Genomic DNA, 23,028 nt, shown 5'->3' on the forward strand with positions numbered 1-23,028 from the left:
AATTTAATGTATTTCCATCCAGCTATTACCGACGCGTGTTTCGGCAATAATCGGTACTCTGATATCGGTAGAATTTTCCATAATTTTCCTAATGATCGGTACAATAATTGCGACTTCTGACTCTGGTGCTTCAAACAGCAATTCATCATGAATTTGTAGTATTAGCCTAGTTTTAAGGCCTAATTTTTCTATTTCCTGGTCTAAATTAATCATGGCAATTTTTATTATATCGGCGTTGGTACCTTGAATAGGGGCATTAATAGCAGCTCTTTCCGCAAATTGTCGCAGAGATGCTTTTTTATCATAAATTAACGGCACAAAGCATTTTCTACCAAACAAATTAGTAACGTAACCTTGCGCTTTAGCCTCAGATTTTATAGATTCCATATAACTTTCGACGCCTTTATATTCGGCAAAATATTTCTTAATATAATCTGAAGCTTCTTTTGAGCTAACATTTAATTGCTTAGCCAAACCAAAAGCACTAATGCCGTAAATAATACCGAAATTTATTGCTTTTGCTTTGCGTCTATGCTCATGCGTTAGCTCTTCTTTTTTCAAATTAAAAATTTGACAGGCGGTTTGGCTATGAATATCCTCACCGTTAATAAATGATTGTTTAAGTTCTGGCATATCTGCAATATGGCTTAATATTCTCAGCTCGATTTGTGAGTAGTCGGCAGATATTAATTTATATCCTTTTTCAGCTATAAAAGCTTCTCTAATTTTGTTACCTTCTGTTGAGCGAATTGGTACATTTTGTAAATTAGGCTCTTGTGAGCTAAGCCGTCCGGTAGTTGTAGAAGTTTGCAAAAAAGTTGTATGAACTCTACCGGTTACCCGGTTTATTTGCTTCGGCAAGCTATCGGTGTAAGTATTTTTTAGTTTACTAAGCTGCCGCCATTTAAGCAATAAATCTGCTATCCCGTAACCATGTTCGCTAAGCTTCTCAAGAATTTCAGCTCCCGTAGAGTAAGAACTTGCTTTGGCAGAAGTTTTGCCAAAAGGTAATTGCATTTTATCAAATAATACTTCACCTAGCTGTTTAGGTGAACCGATGTTAAATTTAACACCGCTAAGAGTAAAAATTTCCTGCTCAAGCCTTATGATTTCCTCGCCAAATTTTGCGGATAATTTATTGAGATAATCGGCATCTATTTTTATGCCGGCTTTTTCCATTTTATCTATTACGTAACATAGCGGCAAGTCGATTTCTCTATACAGCCTAAAAGCTTTACTATTTTTAAGCTCCTGAATTTCCTGTTCATAAAGAGTAGTAAAACCTGCAACTATTTTTGCCGATTCGGTAATTATATTTTCGATTTGGCTTTCTTTCTTAGCTTCTAGAAATAAGTCCTTTTGAGGCATTCCCGCCGATATTGCATAATGTATTAACTCTAAATCTTCGATCGCTGAAATTTTATTTGTCTCGTTAGTAAAGACTTTTAGAAGTTGCTTTAAGCCGTAAGTAATTTTTTTGATAGATGTATCATATAGTAGGTTATAAATAGTTGGAAAAAACCAGTTATTTTCAGTTTGGTTAGCGCCATAGGAAAAAAGGTCATTAATTGAGCTGTTAATTTTTAAAATATATCCCTCATTTTTTAATGATAAGGCAAAAGCAATTAACTGGTTTTTATGCTCTATCGGATAAATCCCTATCACCCCTTCTTTTTCTGCTTTTTTTATAAAATCATTAAACTCTTCAATGTTATTAATTTCCTTTATAGCAACAGTTTTGTTTTCTGCTATTATTTCTTCATGCTCGGTAATTTTAATATCAAATAAATTTTCTGCTCTTTTATGTAAAGATTTAAACCCGTATTCATGTAAAAATTTTGATAATTTATCAGCTTCAGGCGCTGACCATTCTAATTCATTTAATTCAAAATCTATATCTACATTAAAATCAAGTCCGACTAATTGCCAAGAGATTAAAGCAAGCTCTTTAGAAGATTGTAAAATTTCTCTTTGCCTTGGGCTGGTAATTTGTTCAAGTGAATTTAATATATTTTCTACCGAATCAAATTGGCCAATAAGCGTACTAGCGGTTTTTGGCCCTATAGACGGCACGCCTGGAATGTTATCAGATCTATCACCCATTAAAGCCATAACTTCCCGGACTTTATTTGGCTTCACACCGAATTTTTTAATGACATCGTCTTCAGTAATATATTTTGCTTTTATCGGATCATATATTTTTACGTGATCATTCATTAACTGCAGTAAATCTTTATCGGAAGAAATAATAATAACATCTTCTTCTAACGCTGCTGCTTTAGCAGCAAAAGTAGCTATAATATCATCCGCCTCATAACCGTTTTTCTCCAAAATAGGGAAATTAAGATTACTTGCAACAGTTCGCACCAGAGGTAACTGAGTAATTAAATCTTCAGGAGGAGATGGTCTATTTGCTTTATATTGATCATAAATTTGATGACGAAAATTTTTCCCGCCAGTGTCGAAAACCACTGCTGCGTGTTTCGGTTTAAAGTCATTTAAGACCTTAAGCAGCATTGAAGTAAAGCCGTAAAGAGCGCCTACGGGTTCACCGTTTGGTGAGCTTAGCGGCGGCTGTACGTGATAAGCTCTGAAAACAAACCCATAACCGTCTATTAATAATAAAGTATTTTTTTTAGTCATTTTTCAGCTCTTCATTTCAATATAGCTTTATCGGTTTAGTTTGCCGCCTGCGTAAAGCAAATTTTGGTGTCATACCGTGATTTATTCACGGAATCCAGTTAAAAATCTAAAACAATTACTGCTGTGAGTTATTTTCTCTGGATCCCGTGGTCAAGCCACGGTATGACATTATACTTGCTTTGTGATTTCTGCAATAATACCGTTTTAGTTGCTGCTATGAAAACTAGCAACTACGGGTATATGATCCGACGGCTTTAATTTCGTTCTTAAATTATAATCCATATAACAATTTTCCAAATAATCAACTGCGTTATTGGAAGCAAGTAGCATATCGATACGCATACCCTTATTTTGTTCAAAAGACCCAGCTCTATAATCCCACCAAGAAAATTCATGACTAGCGGGTTTAGTAACTCTATATAAATCTTCAAATCCTGAATTTAAAATCGTTCGGAATTTCTTTTGCTCGTCAAGAGTAAAACAAGTAGTGCCTCTAAGTGCCTGCGGAGAATATACGTCAATATCAAATGGCGCAATGTTAAAATCTCCGCCTATTATGATTTTTTCTTCAAAAGATTTGCAAGAGGATAAATAATTGATAAAGCTATCGTAAAATTTTAGCTTTGTTTCGAATTTATCACTGCCTACCGATGAGCCGTTAGGAGCATACAAGGAAATTATTTTGCAAAAACCGATGGGTGTGGATACGTTAATTTCCAAAAATCTGGATTGATCAGTACAATAATTATTAGGAAAATCTTTTATTATTTCATCAGCAGGGAATTTAGATAAAATAGCCACGCCGTTATATGATTTTTGTCCATGAACATAAAAATTATAAGGTAAATCACTTAATTCATCAAAAGGAAATTTATCGGTTTCACATTTTATTTCCTGAAGCAATAAAATATCAGGGTTTGCCTCGGTTAAAAAATTACGTAAAAGATCAAGTCTCATTTTTATGGAATTGATATTCCAGGTCGCTATTTTCATTTTTGCTCTATAGTATAATTATCGAAGCTCGCTGGTATGGAGAAGTATTTTTATATGGATAATATTTTTAATATTACTCCCACCTTTGCAGGAGTAATATAGAAAATAAAAATAACATCGAATATATTATTTATTTCTGTATTGCTGTATTTTCTTCGGCACCTAGTTTGTTATTACGGAATCGCCATTCTGGCAAACCGAAATGGTAAATTAAAAGATTAGTAATAAATGCTCCAATAATAACAGTTATCATAGAATATTGTATTGTATTGTAATTAGGGTTCGAGCCGTATACGTCAAGTAATACGCTAAAACATACACCCCACAATACGGATATTTCAATACTGCTACCTTTCGGAATACCTTTTGCTACTTCTTGCCTACTAATAAAATCACGTAGTATTACACCGCTGTTAGAAGTTATACAAGCAAAGAAAGGCCCCCAAAATCCAAGCGGTTCAATTTTTTGTATAATAACCATGACCACACCGATAACTATGAAAGTTGCTTGCCCGAATGCATCACAAATAACAAGAATATTAGTAAATATTTGATCTAAAAAATTATCTTCATAAAATTGTTTATTATAATAACTGAATATTTTAATAGAGGTAAAACTTATTAACACTGCTATAAATATATAGTAAAAATAGGAAGGGGTGAAATCAAAATTTAAATGTCCGGTATTATGATTTACTATTAAATCGAGTGTAATACAACTAGTAATGGAGGGTAACATCGCGAATAAAAAGGTACCGAATAACGTACTATTTTTCTTAATACCTATTATAATCCCTGAAATCGCAAAAGCAAAACTTCCAAGCATTACCGCCATATGACACCATCTAGAATCGATAGATTTCGGTAATAAGATGTGGTATATATAAGTTTTTACAATTTTCTTATATTCATTACCGGCAATAAATTCTTCTATAGCGTAATTAAATTTTTGTACAACACTTAAAGATACAGTTTTTTTACTAAATATTAAATGTATAGGTGTTTTTATATTTAGAGGAACTTCTATTATTTTTTGCTCGATTTTCTCATTTAAAATATTTACTGCTCCGACAACTCTATCGCTAATAAACCCATTAATTTCTTTTTTTGCAAGTCCGTTAACTAATTCCATATCATTTTGATAAACCGTAATAATATCACTATTTTTTTCATTTTGTAAAAAATTGGTGAATTCCGGAACGCCGTATACATTTCCTTTAATTACTCCTAGATGAAAATTAAATAAACGCACTTGCGCTATGAACTGAGTAATATTTTGAAAATTTAGTTTTTTTGCAAGCGGCTCTATAATAAATAGCGAGAGCTCTTCTGATCTATAAGGTTTTGAAAAATGCGCATATTTACTTCTTTCGATAGTATAAGTAGCTCCACCTGACATATCGGATGTGCCGTTTTCGATATCTAATTGATCCTGAAACCAGGTATTTTCTTGATTAACAATATTAATCCCCGCTTTTTTAGCAAAAGCGTTAATTAATTCAATATCCATACCAGAAACGCCGATGCGACCGTTTGAGGCGGTAATATTATATTGATAAGGCTCGTTTATATACCAAGCATTTATTAAGGTTTTTTTGTCAGCAATATTATCACATTCTAAAGACGTTTGCTTATCATCTAAAGGCTGAGTCGGCAAATCATCACTTACAACATTGAAAGTTTTTAAAATAATTAATATAAAAACAAAAAGCTTAAAAATTTTCATATACTTAAATCTCTGTATAAATTTATGGGCTATGTTATTCCTAGCTAAAGGCCGGAATCCAGAAAATTAATAGTCATCCTGAACTTGTTTCAGGATCTTTTATAAGAGATGCTGAAATAAATTCAGCATGACAAAGGAAAGTCTGGATTCCCGCCTGCGCGGGAATGACATAAAATGTGCTTTAATTATCCGGCAACAACACCAATCAACTTACGGAATGACATTTTGTATCTCTAACTACCTTCACTTCTCCATCAAAAAATTTAACCGAAAATTTTTCTTTAGTTTCTGCAATATTTTTTGAAGATAAAAATTTGCCGTCTTCACTTTTTATTATAGCAAAGCCTCGTTTGAGTACATTATTATAATCCAAGCTTGTAAGAAGCGAACTATTCAACGTTAGTTTGTATTTGAAATTTTTTAAAGTATTATCGATTGATTTTATCATATAATCGGTTTGATGTGTCAATTCTAATGCTTTATAAGTAACTATTTTAGAAGGATTAATTCTATCTTTTGTAAAAGATTCAAGTTTTGTTTTTTTCAATTTAATTAAACATGGCAAAGAATCTAATAAATTAAAACCTACCTCATCAAGCAATTGTTGTTTATTATTGGTATAATTTATGAAATATTTATATATTCTCTCATAGTTAGAAATATTTTGTTGTTGATATTTCATTAATCGATTAATGCGACTCAGCAAAATATTTTCATGAGATTGTAATGTGTGATTTAAAATAGCAAGTACCGGTACGGCAAATTCAGCTGCGGCAGTTGGAGTAGGCGCTCGTTTATCGGCAGCTAAATCGATTAAAGTATAATCTACTTCATGACCGACTGCTGAAATAATAGGAATTACCGAGTTAAAAGTAGCTCTTACTACTATTTCATCATTAAATGCCCAAAGATCTTCTATTGATCCGCCGCCTCTAGCAACGATTATTACATCCGGTTTATTCACTTCTTCTAAATTATTAAAGCCTTCTATAGCTTCGGCAATTTCATTTCCAGCATTTTCTCCTTGTACACTAACTGGCCATATTATTATACGGGACGGAAAACGGTCAGTAATTCGATGAATAATATCTTTTATAACTGCGCCGGTTAGTGAAGTCACTACTCCAATTTTAGTTGGTAAATACGGCAATCTTTTTCTTATTTTATTAAATAAACCTTCTTTCTCTAATCGTGCTTTACGCTCATTTAAAATTTGCATCATAGCACCAAGGCCAGCTGGCTCAATATTTTCCACGGATAATTGATAGCGTGAATTTCCTGAATAGCTAGAGAGTTTGCCGCTGATGACTACTTCCATTCCATCTGTTAAGGGAAATTTAATTTTAGCAAGAGTAGGACGCCAACAAGTACAGGCTAAAATAGCTGTATTCTCTTTTAGGTTAAAATAACCGTGACCTGAGCTTGCTACTTTAAGACCAGAAATTTCGCCTTTTACTCTTACATACCCGAAATTACTTTCTAATAATTCTTTAATTCTATTAGAAAGCTCACTAACGGAAAGCTCTTTAGCCGATTGATTGTCGATGAAATTATTTAGCATGGTAAATGTTATTTAAAATGATACATTATTGAGTGGATAGATAAAGTATGTTTGATATCATTTTCCCACAAGGCGTTTTTGCGTGAATACTTCAAACGTCTTCGGTGTCATTCCCGCGAAGGCGGGAATCCAGAAAAATTAAGCCAAAAATGTATATACCTTACAGTTATACAGAAAAAAGCCTTACAAGCTAAGGCTTTTTAGCCTGGATTCCCGCCTTCGCGGGAATGACATAAATCGCTTAACTTTAAAGAAAATAAACTATTTTAAAAAAAGCAATTATCAAAATATCAGTATCACTATACCATGGTCAAGCCACGGTATGACATTGGAACCATATTTTGGACCACGCAACAATACCGCAAAGGGATGACAAGCGTTTAACTTAGAATACTAGCCTCGTCGTAGCAAGAGCAAGTAAATTTTTATAATCTTTTATATTTACTTTGATATTATAAATATAGATTGCTATTATTTTTTACTATTAATTATATTTTGAGTATTTCTTCAATGCGTCTTGTACAGCTAAATTCAGAAAGGTTAAGACAAGATAAATTTAATGGTGAGCCTATACAGCGTATAATACGTGAGCACAGGCAAATCCAGAAAAATTCACCTGTATCAGGCTTTATGAACTTAGTTGTATGCAGCGTGTTAATTGTCATAATCCTATTACCTCTTACAGGTTTTGCAGATGCAATTAAACAGGCTAAAGGCATTAAAATAAATAACGTAGCCGCCAACTTTATAGAATATAAAGAAAAATTAATATACGCTAAAGGTAACGTTACTATTGCTATAGATAATTATTTTTTAACGGCGGATAATTTACTTTACGATATAGAAGATGATATTTTATGGGCGGAGGGGAACGTTAAAATTAAAGATGAAAAAGATACAATTATTATAGGTGAAAAAGTAATTTTAAAGGATAAATTTAAAGCTGGAGTAATTTCGGAGTTTATTTTATTTTTTGGTGATAATACTCTTCTAGTATCAAAGCTCGCTGAAAGAATTAATGAAAATAAGGCTCGTCTTTATGATAGTAAGTTTACGCCTTGTGAGATTACTTGCGGTAAAAATCCTATTTGGCAGATTTCCGCTAAAGATACTTATGTTGATTTTGATACAAATAAGATAACTTATAGAAATGTGTTTTTTGAGGTATACGGCGTACCGATTATATATTTACCGTATTTTTCACATCCTACCCCTTCGGCTCCCGCTTCATCCGGTATATTAATTCCTAGTATAAAAAATGAAGGTTTAGGCATACCTCTATATTTGCGAGCTAAGCCTAACATGGACTTTACTTTAACTCCTAGAATTTTTAAAAAATATCAAATTTTTGAGCTTGAAGGACGTTATCGTCTTAATAATACTGATTCTATAATTTTTGAAGGTAATTATGGTAGTTTACCGTATTTTTTAGAGAAAAACGGTCAAAAAATAAAAAATGAAAAAGTTAACGGATATCATTTTGTAACAAACGGCAATTTTACTAATAAAGAATACGGTTACGGATTCAAATTAGAACGCACCTCCGATAAAGCTTATTTAAAAAACTATTATAATAATTATAGTTCTTATTTAACTTCCAAAGTATTTCTAAATAAAATTCACGATGCTGATTATTTAGTAGTTGAAGCTATAGATCTTCAAGGACTTGGAGCTAATGATAGCAAATACACCGATCCTTTAGTATTACCAAAAATTAACACGAAAAATGTTATAAGTTTAAATGATGATGATAGTTATGTAGTTATTGAAAATAATACTTTATTTTACAAAGAAAGAATAGGTAAACAACTAGCAAGAACTTCATTGCAATTATCTTTTATTCATAATTTATTAACTCCTTCCGGGCAAATTTTTAATTTTTCTCTTAAAGATAGAGGAGATTTTTATTTTATTCGTCAAAACTATTTAAATAGAGTTAAGGAGCAGAAAACTCTAACAAGAAATATACCGGAATTTCAAACTGTCTGGCGCTATCCGTTTGTAGGGGTTATTGCGCAGGATATTACTTTACTTACCGAACCGATAGCTTCTTTTACTATGGGACGAAAATTATTGCGTCTGGATAATAAATTTATTATTGTTGATCCTGATAAATATGAATTATCAGAAAAAAATATTTTTGATTCAAATCGTTATAGCGGAATTGACTGTCATGAATTCGGTAATAGATTGAATTATGGGCTTAATACTACTATATCTAAATATGAAAATTATTTAGGTCTATTTTTAGGACAATCAAAAAATACAAAATATAGTATCAATCAATCGCCTCATACCACTGAAAATGTTGGGAAAATTTCAGCAAAATTTTTAGAGCAATTTGAATTATTTTATAGTTTTAGAAAAGATAATAAACTTAAACCTATTCGTGATGAAATAGGAAGTAGTGTTCAAAATGACAAAATTAATATTATGGGTAGCTTTATTCAGCTTACAAATCTTAAAAAATATTATAGTATAGAAAATAAAGAACTCTCTAATAATAGGGTAAGGCAATTTTACGGAGACTTAGGATATCGGTTAACGGAAAATTGGTTGGTCGGTTTTGGCGCACGTGTTGACGTATCGACACAAAAAGCGCAATTACTTTCGAGAACTATTAAAGTGACATATTTTAAAGATTGTGTTAGAATTGCTGCAAAAATTTCTTCCGATTATATGGTTGATGCAGCACGAGGCATAAAAAAGACTAGTTCTGTTTGGAGCGCTTCTATTGGATTAAAAATATTAAATATGTGAGCTTAAAAATATGAAAAAATTCTTATTACTAATTACTGCTTTTTTTACTTTAAATATAACTAATTTGGCGCAAGCAGAGTTACCTAATATAGTTGCGCTGGTAAATAATGAACCGATTACTTTAAACGAATTTCGCGCTCGTAAAAAAATGATTATGGCACTAAATAATGTTGAAAGCGTGAAGGCTGCTCAAGATAAGCAGCTTAGCGATTTAGCAATCAAAAGCCTAATTGATGAGTCTCTGCTTTTTCAACACAATAAAGATAAAAATATTCCTGAGGAAGAAGTAAATAATGCTATAAAAACTATCGAAGAGCGTAATAAAATGCCGAAAGGTTACCTTCTTCAGTATCTTAAAAGTAAATCAGTCGATGTCAATAGTTTTACTTCACAAATTAAAGCTGAAATAGTAAAAATGAATATTTTATCCGGTTTATCAAGATCGATAAATATTAGCCCTAAGGAAATAGATGCTACAATTTTAGCAAGTAATATGAAAGATGCAGAAATTTCTATGCAAATTTTTACTGCAAAAGATGAGAGCGATAAGACGCTTACAAAAATGTATAATTTAAGAAAGCATTTAAAAAGCTGCGCAGGCGTAAAAAAATCTATGTATGACGATTTTGCTACTATAGAAATTATTGAAGGAAAATTAAGCAGCTTAGACGGAATTTTGCAAACTATTACTAAAGACTTAAATATAGATCAAGCAAGTAGTGTTTTTGAAAGAAATGATAAATTTCAAATAATCTTAATATGTAATAAAAAAATCTTAAATGTCAGTGAAGACGAAAATAATTACGTTGTAAATTTTTTAACAAATAAAAAAGTATCGCAAAAAGCACAAAAGTTTTTTGATAATTTACATAAAAAAGCTTACATCAAAATAATGTTACCTTCGTAGATCGTAGAAATAGAAGCCTTATTGTGTGGCTCAAGAAAACAACAGTATGCCATACATGCTACCACCTATGTCATTCCCGCGGAGGCGGGAATCCAGTCTTGTCATGCTGAACTTGTTTCAGCATCTAATTAAAAATATCCTGAAATAAATGAAGTAATGACTATATTCTTTCTAGATTCCCGCCTCCGCGGGAATGACATCAAAAATTCGAGTCACGCGAGCAATGCTTTCTCACAATGGCAGCCTTTTCGTAATGATAATGGCATCATCCTACTACTAATTACCTTGATTCTTAGCTTTCCTACTTAACCAATTTTGCAAATAAGAAGCGGCTAGTTCCTTATCCTCAATAACTATAACATTTTCGGCATTTCTTGTATCTGCCGATACAGTAAAGTTAAATGAGCCGGTAATAACTTTTTGTTTATCAATAATAATTACTTTATTGTGAGCAATGCCCGGCACCTTATCGATGCCGACATCGATTTTAGCTCTTTGTAATTCGTGTATTTTAGAAAATTTTTGTTTTAAATTGCTGCGATCAAGTAATAACCTAACTTTGACACCTCTAGCCTGAGCCATAATTAAAGCTTCAGTAATTAAAGCATCACTCATTCCGTATGCCTGCATATAAATAGAGCTTTGCGCTTTATCAATTTCACCCGCTATAAATTTAGTACAGCCTGAAGGAGGTGTAAAGCAAGCGCTGACTTTACTTCTTGAAATTTGTGATATTTTATAGTCCGGCAGTCTTTCATTATTTTTTTCTTGGTGAGTATTAACTAAAGTCGACTTAACTATATTATTAGGAGGAGAAAAATTTGTTTGAAATAGATTAGTAAAATAATCAGGATTTTCTAAATAAGAACCGAGTGCAATTCCTAAAATGAATATAATTATTATTTCTGTAAATTTCCTAGTATTTCTTTTTTCTCTCATTAGGTTTTATAAATAATTAGATTTAGAATACTAGCGGGATATTAATTATCTTATGTCATTCCAGCAATAGAATTGTTGCAGGGATCGGAATCATTGCAAAAAATACCATCATTGCGAGGAGAAACGTAGTTTCGAGGTAGCGATCCAGAAAATAATAACAACTTCGTCATTGCGAGCGGAGCGAAGCAATCTAGCTAACTTCATAAGATTGATTGCCGCGCTCCTTTTAGTCGCTCGCAATGACGCTTTGAATATCCACGAGATATTACCTCACAGGAATGACATCCTTCAAACTATTTTATTCCTTACGTAACTACCCGGCGCCTCTTCAATAGCGCTTATATTTTTATAATCTATAGATTTTGTAAGCTCTGCTTTATTATTATCTTTTAGCCAAATAAGCCAATAGCTCCACCATGATCCTTGTTTTTCTTCAGCTGCCATAAACCAGTCTTCGCTGCTAAGCGATAAATCATCGTGAGTACGATAATTATATTTAGATAAAGAAGGAGGATTAACTATTCCGGCTATATGCCCTGAATCTGTTAAACAAAAGACTTTGTTACCACCTAATAATTTCATTCCTTCATATACCGAACGCCATGGAGCTATATGATCATCTTTTGCAGCAATAAAAAAAGAATTACAATCGATATTTTTTAAATCTATAGGCATACCGAGTAATATCAAAGCATTAGGCTCTTTTAATAAATTATTAAGGTACATATTACGTAAATAATAGCTGTGCATTTTTGCCGGTAGATTAGTATGATCGGCATTCCAATATAATAAATCAAAAGGCATCGGCGTTTTACCCAGTAAGTAATTATTTACAAAGAAAGACCACACTAAATCATTAGCTCGGAGTAAACTAAAGCTATTGGATAAATATCTGCCGTCAAAATAGCCTTTTTGCTTCATGTCTTCTTCGATATGCCCTATTGTCGAGTCGTTAATAAATACCCCCACTTCCCCCGGGTGAGTATAATCCAAAAGAGTAGTAAGAAAAGTTGTGCTATTAACATAATCTAATTTTTTTGCCTTTAAATAGCTAAGTAAAATAGCTAAAAAGGTTCCGCCAATACAATAACCAACAAAATTAATTTTTTTGTAACCAAGGCTATTTATATATTCACAAGGGGCAAGTAACCCATTTTTTAAATAATCTTCAAAACTTTTTTCCGACATCGTACTATCCGGATTAACCCAGGAAACGAGGAATACCTGAAAATTATTTTCTACCAGATATGATATTAATGAATTATGAGCGGATAAATCGAGTATATAATATTTATTAATACAGGGAGGAATAATAAATAACGGCACACTATGTGTTTGCTCTTTCGGTTCATAACAAATAAGCTGCATCAAGTCATTTTGAAAAACAATTTTTCCTTTGGTCGTAGCAATATTTTTTCCTAATTGAAAAGCTGACTTATCGGTAGTTTTAATATTTAATATATCGCCCGAACTTTTGATATCTTTCAAAAAATTCTCAAGACCCTGTACCAGATTTTGTCCTCCACTTTCCAAAGTTTCACGTAAAACTTTAGGATTACAAAAAGCAAAATTCGAGGGAGAAAATGCGTCGATAAATTGCTTTGTTACAAATTCTAAATGTTGCTGTAAATTTGGCGATAATTCATATTGTGCAATATTCTTTTCTACACATTCTGAAGACATTAGGTAAAATTGTTTAACAAAATCAAAATAAGCATTATCTTGCCAGGAAGAATCCTTAAATCGTTTATCTTTATTATCAGGTGAAAATATAGGCTTTGCCGGACTACCGACAAATTTTGCGAAAACATTTTGAGTAAGCTCTTTAAATTTCTCGGCATATTCAATATTAACTTTACAAAACTTCTCCGGATTTGCCCAAAATTGTTCAACCATACTAGTATAAATTATCCTATTTCGATCGCTATCGACTAAACTACTAGGGATCATACTGCCTTTCCCTTGCATTAGCTGCAAAAGAACTTCTTGATATTTATCGTTAATTTCTTTTAGATTATTGATTATTGTTTCGCCGGTAATGTTATTCATATATTTGGTTTTGTTTTATATTTGTGTTGAGTGGATAAGTTAAAGCATGCTCGATGTTATGCCTGCTACTGCCTATATCATTCCCCTTGCCTTTTATGTCATTCCTGCGAAAGCAGGAATCCAGGCCTTGCTTTTGTCACACTGAATCTGTTTCAGCATCTAATTTAAAAATATTTTAAAATAAATTCAGGATGATTATTATTTTTCTGGATTCCTGCTTTCGCAGGAATGACATAACGCTACAAAGCTCAAAATTCCTCGCAGTGACGTTTATCTTACAACTTTAAACTATCCCACATACTATTAACCTTGTCGATAACTTCTTGGGTCATCTCTATTTTTTCGCCCCATTTTCTATTAGTCTCTGGATATATTTTATTAGTCGCATCTATTCCCATTTTACTACCGAGTCCTGACATAGGCGAGGCGAAATCTAAATAATCAATAGGCGAATTATCTATAAAAGTAGTATCACGTGACGGATCGCTTCGCGTAGCAATCGCCCAAATTACTTCTTGCCAATTGCGTATGTCAATATCCTCATCTACAACAATGATAAATTTACTATACATAAATTGCCGCAAATATGACCAAATACCGAGCATTATTCTCTTTGCATGACCTGGGTAGGATTTACGTATTGAAACCACAGCTACTCTATATGAACAACCTTCAGGAGGTAACCAGAAATCAACAATTTCAGGAAATTGTTGTTGAATTAGCGGAATAAAAATCTCATTTAACGCCTCACCGAGTATCGAAGGCTCATCAGGCGGCTTACCGGTATAAGTGCTTAAATATATTGGGTTCTTTTTCATAGTAATAGTTTTTACGGTAAATACCGGAAATTCTTCAACGTCATTATAATAACCGGTATGATCGCCAAATGGTCCTTCGGGTAAATACTCATCCAGGCTTACATAACCTTCAATAACAATTTCACTATGAGCCGGTACTTTTAAATCAATATTTTTACAATTTATTAGCTCTACTTTTTGATTGCCCAGTAGCCCGACAAAACTATATTCAGAAATATTTTCAGGCAGTGGCATAACAGCAGCTAACGTCACGGCAGGATTTGCCCCGATAACTATCGCAGCAGGAAACGGCACTTTTTTGCTTTCTTTCCAACGTTTATGATGCTCTGCACCGCCGCGAAGCTTTAGCCAACGCATTAATAGTTTATTAGGAGCTATTACTTGCATCCTATAAATGCCGAGATTGTAATTATCTATTTTGTCTTCACTAGGTCCTTTAGTGACAACTATCGGCCAAGTAATCAAAGGTGAGGCATCAAGCGGCCAACATTTTTGAATCGGTAATATATTAACATCAGGCGTATTAATGATGATTTCTTGACACTCGGCTTTTGAAACAGTTTTCGGTGACATTGCAAATATTCGCTTAGCTAGCGGTAACATCGAAAATGTTTCTTTAAGAGATGCAGGAGGTTCGGGTTGTTTGAGGAATGCTAATAATTTACCGAATTCTCTAAGTTCTGCGGGGCTGTTTAATTTTAGTCCCATACTAATACGTTCTAGACTAGCGTATAAATTGGTTAAAACAGGTATTGCGGACTTTGTGCCATCACATTTTATGACATTTTCAAATAATAATGCCGGGCCGCCTTGAGCAAGGTATCTTTTACTAATTTCTGTAATCTCTAAATCAGCTTTAACTGGGGTAGATATACGTTTTAACTGATCATTTTTTTCTAGAAATTCTAAAAATTGTGGTAAATCTCGAAAACTCATACAGTCTTACGTAAAAATAAATATAATCCAATTACTATAGCAACAAACATATTAATATAACAAGGAATGATAAAACTTAAATCTCTGGAAGCAAAATTTTGAAGAGTAAAATGTAGAGAAGTAACAACTAATACTGACATAGCTGTAAGTAACATTGGCATTAACGTAGATTTTTTGCTGTAAGGATATCTTAAAAAAACCGCCAAAGCTAAAAAAGTTAAAGCAAAATTATATAGCGGCCATAGCAATCTTTGATGTCCTTCGGCAATTAATTTAATTTTTTTTTGTGCCGGAAGTTCAGAATCTGGCTGTAATAATTCTTGAATATAATATTCGTTAATATCCCGGTTATATTTATCTCTTTCATGAGCTAAAGAATTATCTTTACTTAGCCTTACCTTTAATGAATTAAATGATAACTGAGTTAAATTACCATTTTTATCGTATATTTGTCTTATTCCTTTATTTAATTTAAACACGGGATCGTTATCATATATATTTAATATACCGGTTTCGGCAAATAATATGGAAGGATTTTCAAGATTGCGGTTATCGAAAACCACTAAGCCGGTCATTGTGTTATCGGTTAATTTCTTATCAATATAAAGAGTAATATCTTTTGATATTTTATTAAAGGTTTTCTCCTCTATCATATTGGAAATATAGTTATTTTTTATAAAACTCAAACGAGATTTTAAGTTTATGTAAGATAAAGGCATAGCAGCGGAAGATAAATAATACGCGAATAACGTTACTACAAGCGCAACAAAAAAAGCGGGTCTTGCAAGTTGTAAATTATTTACTCCAGAGACTTGCAATATGATTAACTTTCTAGCGGTTTTTAAATCGTTATATGTATAAATAACAGCAATAACCGTTACTATAGGAAGTAAAACAAATAATAAAGACGGCAATACTAAGATTATTAAATTAAAAAAATCCGTGATTTTTATGCCTTTATCAAAAAGATATAAAAGCTTTAATATTTGAGTAATCCATACCAGGCTAGTTACCGAAAAAGTAACAGTAATAAGTAGCGGAAAGATATTTCTTATAAAATATTTTTGATATAGTAACATTGCCGTAAAATCTCTAAGCCACAAAATCAAAATCTTTACCCGCTGCTATATATTCCCTAATCCGACTCATTAGATTCTGAAAATATGCAAGATTATGCCAGGTCATCAGCATTGAGCCGAGTATTTCTCCAATCCTGACTAAATGATGCAAGTAAGCTTTAGTATAATTAGTACAAGCGGGACAAGGACAATCAAATTCTAAAGGCTCATTATCATCGGCATATTTGCTATTACGAATATTAACAGTGCCGTATTTTGTAAATGCTTGCCCATTACGACCCGATCTTGTCGGAATTACGCAATCAAACATATCTATACCTCTCTCGACTGCACCGATAATATCAAGTGGCTTGCCTACTCCCATTAAATAGCGCGGTTTATCCCTAGGTAACAAATCGGGAGCATAGTCCAACACTTTAAACATTAAATCCTGGCCTTCGCCGACAGCAAGACCGCCGATAGCATAGCCTTCAAAATTCAAATCTACTAGGTCTTTTGCCGATTCTGCACGTAGCTCTTCATAAATTCCTCCCTGCATAATCCCAAATTGACCATAACCGTCACGTTTAACAAAAGCTTCTCGTGACCTATGCGCCCATCTAGTAGTTAATTGCATAGAGGTTTTGGCTTGCTCGAATGTCGCAGGATAAGGGGTACATTCATCAAACGCCATCGTAATAGTGCTACCGAGTAAGTACTGTATTTCGGTAGAACGCTCCGGAGTTAACATATATTTATCGCCGTTAATATGTGAATTAAACGCTACCCCTTCTTCAGATATTTTACGCAATTTTGCTAAAGACATTACTTGAAAACCGCCGGAATCGGTTAATATCGGCTTATTCCAATTCATAAATTTATGTAAACCACCAAGGCGAGCTATACGTTCTGCGCTTGGTTGTAGCATTAAATGGTAAGTATTACCAAGTATCACATCTGCACCTGTTTCGGCTACTGACTCCGGCAGCATCGCCTTAACTGTACCCCTAGTACCTACTGGCATAAAGGCAGGAGTGCGTATCTCCCCGTGTGCTGTATTAATAACGCCGCTTCTGGCTTTTTTGTATTGATGGTTTAACTTAAACGAAAATTTTGACATTGATTACTATTTTATTTTTTTAATTGTACTTGTTTAATGCGTTATCAATTTCTTGCATATGCTTATGCTTTAACCATACTGCTTTATTGCCGATAATATATAAATTATTTTTAGCTCTACTAATACCAACATTTAATACGTTCGGCTTATCGGTCATGAGATTTCTAGTACCTTTATCGCAAGAGCGTTGTGCACCAAGTAACATAATAACCGTATCGGCTTCTTTACCTTGAAATGCATGTATGGTGCCGATGTTTTTATCACAAAAAATTTGTAGCTCCCTGATCATCTCTCGGTTTGTAGTTAATTCTAAAATTCTCTTTTTTATATTCTTTTTAACATAAAGACTAAAATTTTTATACATAGTTATTACATAAATTTGTTTTAACAAACTATCAGGTTTTTCTTGCTGAAAAATGAGTTTTAAAAGTTCAAATAATTTGTTAAATTCCACTCTAGATTCATGTTTTGCTTGATTAATACTATCATCTACGACATCTATCCATTTTGAATTTCCTAAAATTTCTTTAAGCTTAGATTTAATAAAAGATGCGGCAAAAATCATTTTATTGTCATAAGCGATTTTATTGCATATATCAAACATTGGGTTTTGGCATCTTCTATGCACTAATAGCGGAAAGCCAACGGTAACATCGCTATATTTTGTTTGATATAAAGAATTACGATCGGCTAAATGTTGCGCTGAAACTTTAGAGGGTGACCAATCAGGAAACGAGATATTAAATTTACTACATAGCGTTTTAATTAAATCTTCTTTAAGTGTTGATATAGGTTGTGTTTGCATTGGATCACCGACTATTACCACATTCTTTGCTCTATAAATAGCGCTAACCGCATATTGCGGAGGAGCTTGTCCTGCTTCATCAATTATTAACCATGGAAGATCATTATGATTTGCATATTTGAACATATTATCAAAAGAATGAAAAGTTGTAGATACTACAGGTACAACCATAAAAAAGTTTTGCCAAGCTATATGCCAAATTTTAGGATCGATATCTATACAGGGTTTGCTTAAAATTTCTATAAATAAATTTAAACTACACCAAAAATTATCAGCATTAGCGTTTATGAATATTTCGTGTATTGTAGTAGCTTTAATAAATAATTCTGATCTAAGCCGTTCAAATTTTTCATTAAAAAAAGGGGTTGTTTTATGCAACTCTTTATGATTAGCCTCCCATGCTTGCCAAAAAATATCCTCTTCAAAATCCTTAATATTAAAATCTTCATTTTCTAAGAATTTTATAGGTTTAATTAAAGATTCTTTAATACTCTTCAGTTCTCTAATATAATCGAGCTTCTTAATTACTTCTTTTGATAAAGCTAATTTATCTTTTCTTTCTTCAAAATAATGGTATTTTTCTGTTTTATAAAATGTATGAATTTTTTCCAATAGTTTCAAACTAAAACCTTTAAAAAATTTTTCTATTTCATTTATTTCAGACTCAATATTTTTTAAGGTAAGATTTAGCTTAGTAATTTCTGCCGGATATTCTTCTTCATTAATTGTATACTCATATTTGTTTAAAATATCCCTTTTTTTCTTGTTTTGATTGATTACCGTATCGATTGCATTATAAATATCTGTAATTTTTTTATATAGCGCCATGAATTCTTGACATTCTATATTCCATTTATTTTCTAATTCCATCGGTGAATTACAATATTCAGGTTTATAGTTTTTAGGAGCGTGATCTTTATGGTTATTATTTTTCAATAAATTTAAATATTGACGCATTGTGAAAGTTTTAGCTTTTTGATTATCTTCATAATTTCTAATTGACCAAAACTTACTGATAAAATCTTTTCTATTGGTCGAATTACCAAGCACTGCAGCAAATATACCCCAACTATTTTGGTCAGTTAAAAGCTTACTAAAAATATCTAATTCATTTAGATAAATTGGATCTATTTTGGCTTTAAGCGGTAGCTCTTTAGATATATTTTCTACAGCATTATTATTAGAAGAAGCTATAACAATACCATAATCTTGTAAGTCTGATTTTAAAGGTTTTATATTATGTGTAAAAGATTTATGGAATGAACATGCCTGATTTTTTTGTTTGTCAAATCCATCGCTTGGATGCTGTAATTGGGATAATTTTAGTGCCCGTTCAACATAGAGATTCGCAATTATATCAAACATTAATGTCGTCTTACCCGTTCCGGGTGGACCGTTAACAGCAAAAAGTTTTTCTTTAGAATTGAGCAATATCGAATTAATAGAGGCAGCTTGCAAAGCAGCTAAAGAATTTTTAGGCGATGAAGGCCAGCGAGTAATTTGCATTTTGCTTGGCTGAAGTAAACTTTTAAAAACTGCTAAATTATCTAAAACATCTATTGAATCAGGCTTATCTTCTTGCCCTAGATATTTAGCAATTGCAGAATCTATAGAAATATTTTGGATATTATTTCTAACAAAATCTAGCGGTTTTAGAAAAAAACTATTAAACATTTCTAAAGGTGGTGTATATACCAAAGTAGGATTTTTTTCTTTTTCTTCTTCCTCTTTCTTCTTTTTTTGTGATGAAGTAACTCTCCTAACGCATATTTCAGAACGGTTAATTAAATATTTCTGATCAAGACGTAATTCTTTAATTAGAAAATCAATTATGAGATTAATACTATTCGCATTTAATAGTAACTTTCCTTCTTGGTTAATTTCCGCAAGCTTTAACGCTTCATGTATTAACGAATTATTGATATCATCAAAATTAACTAACTTTTTAAAATCTTCCTCATTGAAATTGCTTTTTGTGATTTCACCAAGCGCATAAGCTGCAGTAGAAATAACCATCGAATCTTTTACATAATTCATATTTTCATCAATAATTAAAGCAGCAAGCGGCGTAATGGTTGTAGAATCTTGATTTGTATGATCTGCTAAAATTTCTTTATTTATTTCAGGTATTCTTTTTATTTTTTTCCAAATATCAACTTCAGCATCTGACCATTTTAAATAACCTAAATAAATATTCCAATAAACAGTTACATCGTTTTCATTAAGATCTATACCAAGTTTTTGCTTATCAAAATTTTCAAAAGGTGCATCTTTTAGCAAAAAAAGAGCCTCTTGATTTCTTAGTTCACAATAAAATTTTTCTTCTTGCTCGGTATGTTTTTTTATTAATTCAAAGTAACTATTTAAATTTTCATTTTTGGTAGGCTTGATAACTTCAATAATTTTCCATACATCTAAAATGGATTTTACTTGTTCAGGAGATTGGTTGTACATAAGGATAGTATTAGATTAATTATAATATTATTTATCAAACGGATTCAACGCACATTGCAATACCCATACCGCCGCCAATGCAAAGAGTAGCGAGTCCTTTTTTAGCGTTAATCCTTTTCATTTGATGAATTAATGTAACTAGCACTCTTGCGCCGCTTGCGCCTATCGGATGACCTATTGCGACAGCCCCGCCATTCATATTAACTTTATCTAAATCCCATCTCATTTCTTGATTAACATATACACTTTGTGCGGCAAAAGCTTCATTTGCTTCAATCACGTCCAAATCTTCTACTTTCCAACTAGCTTTTGTTAATGCTTTTCTAGATGCTGGAACAGGTCCAGTACCCATGATATTTGGATCAACGCCGGCAGAGGCATAAGATACAATACGAACGAGCGGTGTTAAATTATATTTCCTTAAAGCCTCTTCAGAAACTACCATTAAACAAGCAGCACCATCATTAATAGAGGAAGAATTACCAGCCGTTACCGTGCCGTTTTTATCAAAAGCTGGACGAAGCTTACTTAAAATTTCCATACTAGTATTTGGTCTAACTGTCTCATCATGCTCGAAAATAATTGTATTTTTCTTGGTAATTACGTCTATCGGTAAAATTTCATTTTTAAATCTGCCTTCCAGCTGTGCAATAGTCGCCTTTTGATGAGATTTTAAAGAAAATTCATCTTGCATTTCGCGAGTAATATTAAATTGTTTTGAAATATTTTCAGCAGTAATACCCATATAGCTACCAGAAAACACATCGGTCAGACCGTCATACTGCATTAAATCAATCATTTTGGCATCACCGAACTTACAGCCGGTTCGTACATATGCACCGTGTAGACCCAGCGACATATTTTCCTGCCCACCGGCTATCACAATTTCATTATCTCCTGTAATAATAGAACTCGCAGCGAGCGCTACTGTTTTGAGACCTGAACCGCACACTTTATTAACCGTAAAACCTGTTACCTCTTTCGGAATACCTGCATGAATTAAAGATTGTCTAACGGGGTTTTGTCCGCTACCACCGGTTATGACTTGTCCGAGTATTACTTCGCTAATTAAAGCTGGATCAACTTTACTATCCTTGAGAATAGAACTAATTATAGTAGCACCCAAATGAGGTGCTGAAATCGTTGCAAGACTGCCTAAAAAAGAACCGACGGCGGTTCTTTTTGCATGTGTTATATAAACTGCACGTGTAGTCATACTATCCTCCTATAAAATTAAATAAGTTAACTAATTTACTATTTATCAAATAACTAATATGTCCTCCTTCTACTTCCAGTAGTGTAGAATTTTTTAATAACAGATGCAAAGATAAAATAGACGATTTTGGTACTATTTGATCGTTATTTGCAACTATTATATATACAGGATTATCAATCAACTTTGGATCAATTATTGTCTTATTAATTTTCCATCTAAGGTTTGCAAACATATTATCATTCAATATATTTTGCATGAGCTGGTAATAAGTAGCTTTTGGCAAATCATTACCTGACATTAACCAGTTTTCTATTCTAAATGCTAAATCTTGCTCCTTAGCAGAGGTTAAAGAAAAAAATTTATCTAACTTAACATTAAAATGATTAGGAAATAAAAGAAAAAATAAGATTTGGATATGTATTTTAGGTATTATCGGTAAATTGTCTATATAATAATCCAGGTTGAAATAGCGATGAGCTTGACGTATATAAAAAAAATGCGAGAAATCCCACGGCGTAGTAAGCAGAGTTAAAGTACTTATACTATTTGGAGCTAACACGTTTGCAGCTATTGCAAGATTGCCGCCGATACAGTGACCTATTAAATTAATTGAAGTAATATTCTTTTTTTTTAACTTATTTATAACCTTGATTACTTGCCTCGCATAATCATCTAGTAAATATTTTGGGTTTTTAACTTCTACCCAATCAATTAAAAAAACTTCACCACATTCCCTCAAATTATCAATAAAACTTTTATCACGGCTTAAAAACAGGATTTCCGGCGAATTGAAAATAGAAGGGATAATCAAAAATACTTTATTATCTTTCCTGGACTCTTGCCTTTGTTGGAAGGGCATCGAAGAATAATATAGCAACCTATAATATCTAGTTTGAATTACTTGCTTGCCAAGTTCTAAATACTTACTACCCAAGTTATAACTTTTTGCATAATTGTTATAACGATCAAAATATTCCTGAAATTTATCGCTATTTAGCATTTTTAAACTTCTTAATTTAAATTAGTAATTCTTGACAAAAACC

At 32.5% G+C, this 23,028-nt stretch carries 14 protein-coding genes; 2 read left to right on the plus strand and 12 right to left on the minus strand.

The genetic code is table 11. The features are described 5' to 3' along the window. Window positions 1–3: 3 nt before the first annotated feature. The 4 genes from polA to xseA form a co-directional block, all read right to left on the minus strand. Window positions 4–2,643, minus strand: coding sequence for a DNA polymerase I (gene polA, locus OTR29_RS00415; protein ID WP_422228699.1), 2,640 nt, complete (start codon window positions 2,641–2,643; stop codon window positions 4–6). 204 nt (window positions 2,644–2,847) lie between these two features. Next, on the minus strand, window positions 2,848–3,636 hold the full coding sequence (gene xth, locus OTR29_RS00420) for an exodeoxyribonuclease III (RefSeq protein WP_422228700.1): 789 nt from the start codon (window positions 3,634–3,636) through the stop codon (window positions 2,848–2,850). A gap of 130 nt (window positions 3,637–3,766) precedes the next feature. Beyond that, on the minus strand, window positions 3,767–5,362 hold the full coding sequence (locus OTR29_RS00425; protein WP_422228701.1) for a transporter substrate-binding domain-containing protein: 1,596 nt from the start codon (window positions 5,360–5,362) through the stop codon (window positions 3,767–3,769). A 205-nt stretch (window positions 5,363–5,567) separates the two neighbouring features. Then, window positions 5,568–6,923 (minus strand): exodeoxyribonuclease VII large subunit, encoded by a 1,356-nt coding sequence (gene xseA / locus OTR29_RS00430; protein WP_422228702.1) that lies wholly within the window; start codon window positions 6,921–6,923, stop codon window positions 5,568–5,570. A gap of 630 nt (window positions 6,924–7,553) precedes the next feature. On the opposite strand from xseA, the gene OTR29_RS00435 reads away from it, so the two are divergent. Together OTR29_RS00435 and OTR29_RS00440 are read left to right on the plus strand one after the other, a co-directional pair. Then, complete coding sequence (locus OTR29_RS00435) at window positions 7,554–9,683, plus strand: LPS-assembly protein LptD (protein WP_422229049.1); 2,130 nt, start codon at window positions 7,554–7,556, stop codon at window positions 9,681–9,683. Between the two features lie 10 nt (window positions 9,684–9,693). Continuing rightward, window positions 9,694–10,590 carry a SurA N-terminal domain-containing protein gene (locus OTR29_RS00440; protein WP_422228703.1) on the plus strand — a complete coding sequence of 299 codons (897 nt, stop codon included), beginning with the start codon at window positions 9,694–9,696 and terminating at the stop codon, window positions 10,588–10,590. 276 nt (window positions 10,591–10,866) lie between these two features. On the opposite strand, the gene OTR29_RS00445 is transcribed toward OTR29_RS00440, so the two are convergent. From OTR29_RS00445 to OTR29_RS00480, 8 genes are all read right to left on the minus strand, one after another. Then, window positions 10,867–11,529: a phospholipase D family nuclease gene (locus OTR29_RS00445; RefSeq protein WP_422228704.1), complete on the minus strand. Its 663-nt coding sequence runs from the start codon at window positions 11,527–11,529 to the stop codon at window positions 10,867–10,869. Between the two features lie 288 nt (window positions 11,530–11,817). Continuing rightward, window positions 11,818–13,578, minus strand: a complete 1,761-nt coding sequence (locus OTR29_RS00450) for a PHA/PHB synthase family protein (RefSeq protein ID WP_422228705.1) — start codon at window positions 13,576–13,578, stop codon at window positions 11,818–11,820. Between the two features lie 275 nt (window positions 13,579–13,853). After that, on the minus strand, window positions 13,854–15,332 hold the full coding sequence (locus OTR29_RS00455) for a UbiD family decarboxylase (protein ID WP_422228706.1): 1,479 nt from the start codon (window positions 15,330–15,332) through the stop codon (window positions 13,854–13,856). Further along, window positions 15,329–16,411 carry an LptF/LptG family permease gene (locus OTR29_RS00460; RefSeq protein WP_422229050.1) on the minus strand — a complete coding sequence of 361 codons (1,083 nt, stop codon included), beginning with the start codon at window positions 16,409–16,411 and terminating at the stop codon, window positions 15,329–15,331. Before OTR29_RS00460 ends, OTR29_RS00455 begins: the two co-directional genes overlap by 4 nt. Window positions 16,412–16,424: 13 nt before the next feature. Next, on the minus strand, window positions 16,425–17,510 hold the full coding sequence (gene tgt, locus OTR29_RS00465; protein ID WP_422228707.1) for a tRNA guanosine(34) transglycosylase Tgt: 1,086 nt from the start codon (window positions 17,508–17,510) through the stop codon (window positions 16,425–16,427). Window positions 17,511–17,529: 19 nt separating this feature from the next. Continuing rightward, window positions 17,530–20,769: a DEAD/DEAH box helicase gene (locus OTR29_RS00470; RefSeq protein ID WP_422228708.1), complete on the minus strand. Its 3,240-nt coding sequence runs from the start codon at window positions 20,767–20,769 to the stop codon at window positions 17,530–17,532. Between the two features lie 34 nt (window positions 20,770–20,803). Further along, entirely contained in the window at window positions 20,804–21,985 is a 1,182-nt protein-coding gene (locus OTR29_RS00475) for an acetyl-CoA C-acetyltransferase (RefSeq protein ID WP_422228709.1), read from the minus strand. Window position 21,986: 1 nt separating this feature from the next. Continuing rightward, complete coding sequence (locus OTR29_RS00480; protein WP_422228710.1) at window positions 21,987–22,985, minus strand: alpha/beta fold hydrolase; 999 nt, start codon at window positions 22,983–22,985, stop codon at window positions 21,987–21,989. Window positions 22,986–23,028 lie beyond the last annotated feature (43 nt).

Source organism: Rickettsia endosymbiont of Halotydeus destructor (assembly GCF_049278075.1).
Classification (GTDB): Bacteria; Pseudomonadota; Alphaproteobacteria; order Rickettsiales; family Rickettsiaceae; genus Rickettsia.